We start from the raw sequence: 5,464 nt of genomic DNA, 5'->3' as shown, positions 1-5,464 counted from the left end.
CGCACCGCAGGCCGCAGTGGTGAGGGCCTGCCCCAGGCCGTCAGCCCAGGCCGAACGCTGGGAAGCCTTGGTTGCCGCGCGGTCCTGGACCCGCAGTTCATCAAGCACGCGGGGAGCTGCGCCGTTGGCGTGGAGCTCGGCACGGGCGTCAATGGCTGCCGAAACATGGCGCAGGACCCCGGAGCGAAGGAGTTGTTCGGCGGTGGCGGACTTGCGGTCGCCCCAGAGTGCGACCGCCGGAGCGAGCAGGAGGCCCGCCACGCTGGCGGCAACCACAGCGGGAAGCGCGGCAGGCACCAGCAACGAAGTGGTGACCAGGGCCAGAACTGAAACCGCGAGCGCTGTGACCGGCGGCAGGACAACGCGCGGCAGGAGGTCGCGGACGGTATCGACGTCATCAATCACGGTTCCGAGGACGTTTCCGCCCTGCAACAGGCGGCGGAGCGGCAGCGCGCGCCGGCTCAGGGACTCCCAGAGCCGGCCCCGCAACTGCGTGAGGGCAGCAAACACGGCGTCGTGCAGGAGGAGCCGCTCACAGTAGCGAAGCACAGCGCGGCCGATTCCGAAGAACCGTACCCCAACGATCGCGGTGAGCAGGTACAGGATGGGTGGCTGCTCGCTGGCGCGGATGATGAGCCAGCCGGACAGCCCGGACAGGGCGACGGCGAATACCGCTGCCAGGGTGCCCACCAGGGCCGCGGCGGCGGACTTGCCCCGCACGGGCGCCAGGAGTGCGGCCAGCAACCGGGCGGCACCGCGCTTGTTTGCGTCGTGCTCTCCGGCGCTTGCGGCGGGAGTCTCTGCAGGGCCTGGCCGGCCATCCGCGGGCGAAGAGGCAGCAGCAGGTGCCGGCACGTTCGGCATCGCAGTATTCGGAAGGGGTTCGACGATGCCTGCCGGCCGTGCGGCAGCCGGGACCGCGGCGCCGTGCCCGCCCACCGGCACCAGGTGTTCCGCGAGGGCACGGGTGCGGTCCTCGTGCGCCACGAGGATGACAGTCACCTGTCCCCGGAGCTTCCTGATGGCATCTTCCACCAATGCGGCTGAGGCGTCGTCCAGGTGCGCCGTGGGCTCATCCAGCAGCAGGACGGTGGCGCCGGCTTCGATCCGCGCCAGGCCGCGCGCCAGGGCCACGCGGCGTAGCTCTCCCGGGCTCAGTTCCGCAGGGTGTTTCGCAGCAAGGTGTCCGGCTGCAGCCCGGACCAGGCAGGCGCGGGCAGCAGCTTCCGATCCCCGGCGCCTATGTCCAACTGTTTCAAGGCCGGAGCCGCCCGACAGGTAGAGCATGACCTCGTCGAGTACCGTCTCCGCCGCCATGACCGGATGCTGCGGAACCCAGGCAATCCTGGTGCGGTCCAGGCCCTTGATGGTGCCGCTGACCGTGGTGCCGGCTCCGTGGCCGATGGTCCCGGCCAGAATTCCCAGCACCGTGCTTTTGCCGGCGCCGCTGGGCCCGTCCAGCGCGGTGATCCTGCATTGCGGTGCACTGAAGCTGAGCGGTCCGACGGCGGGCAGGGACCGCCCTTCGTAGCTGACGGTAAGGCAGCTGACGGTAATGGGCGCGCCGAGCCGGCCGGCCGGGGTTGTCCGAAGCGGCTGCGGTTCCGGGGCATCTGTCACTGCCGTTGTTTCGGCGAGCGCCACCCGGCCGTCGTCGCTGGCATGGTGGGCGGTGCCCAGTTCGCGCAGCGGCAGGTAGCAGTCCGGTGCGAGGATCAGGGCCAGCAGGCCGGCCTCCAGCGGCATGTCACCGTGGACCAGGCGGACACCGATGAAAACGGCCACGACGGCCACGGAGATGGTGGCGATGAGCTCCAGCGCCAGCGCCGAGAGGAACGCGGTCCGCAGCGTTCCCATGGTGCGGGCACGGTATTCCTCGGAGATCTCCTCGAGCGCCTTGCGCTGCGCGGTGGCGCGCCCCAGGCCCACTAGGACCGGCAGCCCCTTGGCGAGTTCCAGCATGTGGGTGGACAGCCTGGCGAGGGACGCCTGCGCCTCGCGGACGTTGTCCTCGGTGTATCGGCCAATCAGCACCATAAACAGCGGCACCAGCGGAACGGTCAGGACGATCACTGCGGCACTGACCCAGTCGGCGAAGAGGATGCGGGCGCCCACCAGGAGCGGGATGGCCGCGCAGTTCACGAGCGCGGGCAGAAACTGGGTGTAATAGCTGTCCAGCGCATCCAGTCCGCGGGTGGCAAGCACTGCCAGTCCGCCGTCGGCCGGTCCCGTGCCGCGGACGCCGTTCCGCAGCGCCCTTTCCAGCAATCCGGAGCGCAGCTCCTCCTTGATGCCAAGGGCTGCCCGACGGGCTGCCACTGCCTGCCCCCACACCGTGAGGGACCGCAGCATCACTCCCGCCATGCCGACTGCCACTTGGTCCGCCCAGGCCGGGTTACCCGCCATGAGCCCCGCGAGTGCCGAGGCCACAGCCTGCCCGATCAGGACCAGAGACAACGCCTTGAGGGCGGCCAGGAGTCCCAGCCAGTAGATGGCTGAACGGGTGGCCGGGCCGGGCGGGAAAGTTGGACGCATATGTCAGCCTTTGGTGGTGAAGGCCTTGGCGGCGATGGCTGGCAGGAAGCTGTGGGCCTCGGGAATGTGCGCTGCGCTGACCCGTCTCCGGAACACCCAGTAGGTCCAGGCCTGGTAGGCGATGACCAAGGGCAGGCCGAACGCTGCCACAACACTCATCAGGCCCAGCGTGTAGTCCGAGGAGGAAGCGTTGGAAATGGTCAGGTCAAAAGCCCCGTTCAGCGTGGACGGCAGCACTACCGGGAACACAGCACCGAAGATGGACGCCGAACCCGATGCCAGGAAGACACCCAGTGCGACGAAGGCCTTGCCTTCAGCGCCCTTGCGGGCCTTGGACCAGGCTGCAGCCGCGGCCGCAACCGCCAGCAGGACCAGCGCCCAGGTCCACACCTTGCCGTCGAGGAACTGGATGCTCAATGCCCAGCCCGCCATGGGCAGGAGCAGGACCGGGAGAAGCCGGACAAACCACGTGCGGGCACGGTGCCGCACGTCGCCGTCGGTCTTCAGCGCGAGGAAGGCGAGGGCGTGTACCAGCGAGAACCCGACGACGGCGAGTCCGCCCAGCACTGCGTAGCCGCTGAACCAGGCGAGCGGCCCCCCTTCGCGGTCCCCGTTGGCGTTCAGGGGAAGGCCGGTGGTGGTCAGGGCCAGGGCCGCACCCACGCCGAAGGCTGCGAAGAAGGACCCCAGCGCGATGGCCCAGTCCCACCTGGCCCGCCACTGATCCGTATCCACCTTGCCGCGGTACTCGAAGGCCACAGCCCGGAAGATCAGGGCAACCAGTACTACCAGCAGCGGAAGGTACAGGGCGGAGAACAGGGAGGCGTACCAGAGCGGGAACGCGGCAAACGTCGCACCGCCGGCGGTCAGGAGCCAGACCTCGTTGCCGTCCCAGACAGGGCCTACAGTGTTGAGCAGGACGCGGCGCTCGGTGTTGTTCCGGGCGAACAGCTTCATCAGCATCCCCACGCCCAGGTCAAAGCCCTCCAGGAAGAGGTAGCCGGTCCACAGCACCGCGATGGCGATGAACCAGATGGTTGGCAGCAGTTCCATACTTCGTTTCCTCTGCTCTTCTTTGGGGGGACTATTGGCGTGGACTAGTAGGCGAAGGCCAGGACGTCGTCGGGGGTTTTGCCGCCGCCCTGCCCTCCCGGGCCGGGGGTGGCGTCCTCGTTTTCGTCAACGGGTGCGTGGACCAACTCGGGCATGGCGGACACCACGCCGCCCCGGATGTACTTCACCAGCAGTTTCACTTCCACTACCAGCAGCCCCGCGTAGATGGCCGTGAGCGTGACGAGTGACGCGAGCAGTTCCCCGGCAGTGACACCGGGTGAGACAGCGGCAGCGGTGAACATAAAGACCTGGTCGATGCCGTTGGGATCGGGGTTGGGTGCCACTACAAACGGCTGGCGGCCCATCTCGGTGAAGATCCAGCCGGCTGCGTTGGCCCCGAACGGGGCGAGGATTCCGAAGACGGCGAGGCGCATCAGCCACCGTGATTCGGGGACGGTTCCGTTGCGGGTGAGCCAGAGGGCCACCAGTGCCGCCAGGGCTGCCAGCCCGCCGAACCCGATCATCATGCGGAAGCCCCAGTAGGTGACCTCCATGACCGGAAGGTAGTCGATTTCCTGGCCGGCGCGTTCGCCGTAAATGGGGTTGTCTGGCAGGTGCGTTCCGTACGCCTCCTTGTACTGGGGCAGGAGGCTGTTGACGCCCTGGACTTCGGTGGTGAAGTCACCCTTGGCCAGGTAGGAGAGGATACCGGGGACCTCGATCAGGGCCACGATGTCGTCGCAGTTCTGGGAGCCGAGGTTGCCGACGCTCAGGACGGAGAAGCCCGTGCCGTCGTGGCAGGCTGCTTCTGCGGCCGCCATTTTCATGGGCTGCTGCTCGAACATCAGTTTGCCTTGGAGGTCTCCGGTGAGGGCGGTGCCGGCAAAGGAGATCATGGCCACCACGGCGCCGATGCGGAGGGACCGGATCCACACCCTGTGGTCATTTTTGTCTCGGCCGGGGATGTCCGCTGCAACACCGGGAACCACCTTGCCGTCAGGACCCACGGTGTCCACGCCGTCACGCCGCCTCCGCCACAGGTGGTACCAGGCGATGCCGAGCAGGAAGCCGCCGGCGACGGCGAGGGCGCCGAACAGTGTGTGGGGAACTGCAACCAGCGCGGTGTTGTTGGTGAAGACTGCCCAGGCATCCGTCATGACTGGCCGGCCGTCGATCATCTCAACACCTACGGGGTGCTGCATCCAGCTGTTGGCCACGATGATGAAGTAGGCGGAGAACACCGAACCCACAACAGCGATCCAGAGGCACGCAAGGTGGATGCCTGGCTTCAGCTGCTTCCACCCGAAGATCCACAGGCCCAGGAAGGTGGACTCGACAAAGAAGGCCAGGAGTGCCTCCAGCGCAAGCGGAGCGCCGAAGACGTCGCCCACAAAGCGGCTGTACTCGCTCCAGGCCATTCCGAACTGGAATTCCTGGACGATGCCGGTGGCCACGCCCATGATGAAGTTGATGAGGAAGAGCTTTCCCCAGAACTTGGTCATCCGGAGGTATTCAGGTTTTCCTGTGCGGTGCCAGGCAGTCTGGATCAATGCCACGACCAGCCCCAGGCCGATGGTCAGCGGGACCATCATGAAGTGGTAAACGGTGGTGATGCCGAATTGCCAGCGTGCAATTTCCAGAGCGTCCAAAGCGTCCAAGGCGGTCCCTACTGTCAGCCGATGCAGGTTTTCTACGTACTGTAGAAACTCTAACTTCTACAAAGTGTAGAACAACGCCGGCGGCGGAGTAAAACGCGCTGCCATACCCTCCAGGGCTCTCCAGGGGACACGTGAGCCTCCTGTTCTACCCAATGTAGAAAGTGACCGGAAATCGGGGTAAATTGGACCCTGTAGTTGGACTACACGCTTGAAGTCAC

3 protein-coding genes are annotated in these 5,464 nt (G+C 66.6%); all 3 read right to left on the bottom strand.

Annotated elements, in window-relative coordinates; genetic code table 11:
• A partial coding sequence (cydD, locus tag AC5RWX_RS29605; protein WP_494099794.1) for a thiol reductant ABC exporter subunit CydD occupies positions 1 to 2,535 on the bottom strand: 2,535 nt, incomplete at its 3' end.
• Between the two features lie 3 nt (positions 2,536 to 2,538).
• Entirely contained in the window at positions 2,539 to 3,588 is a 1,050-nt protein-coding gene (gene cydB / locus AC5RWX_RS29600) for a cytochrome d ubiquinol oxidase subunit II (RefSeq protein ID WP_494099793.1), read from the bottom strand.
• 44 nt (positions 3,589 to 3,632) lie between these two features.
• Positions 3,633 to 5,237 carry a cytochrome ubiquinol oxidase subunit I gene (locus AC5RWX_RS29595; protein WP_494099795.1) on the bottom strand — a complete coding sequence of 535 codons (1,605 nt, stop codon included), beginning with the start codon at positions 5,235 to 5,237 and terminating at the stop codon, positions 3,633 to 3,635.
• Positions 5,238 to 5,464: the final 227 nt, after the last annotated feature.

It is taken from the genome of Arthrobacter sp. SPT-J7, from assembly GCF_059089965.1.
The sequence above is the reverse complement of the archived record's forward strand: the minus strand, read 5'-3'. Positions and strand labels throughout refer to the sequence as shown.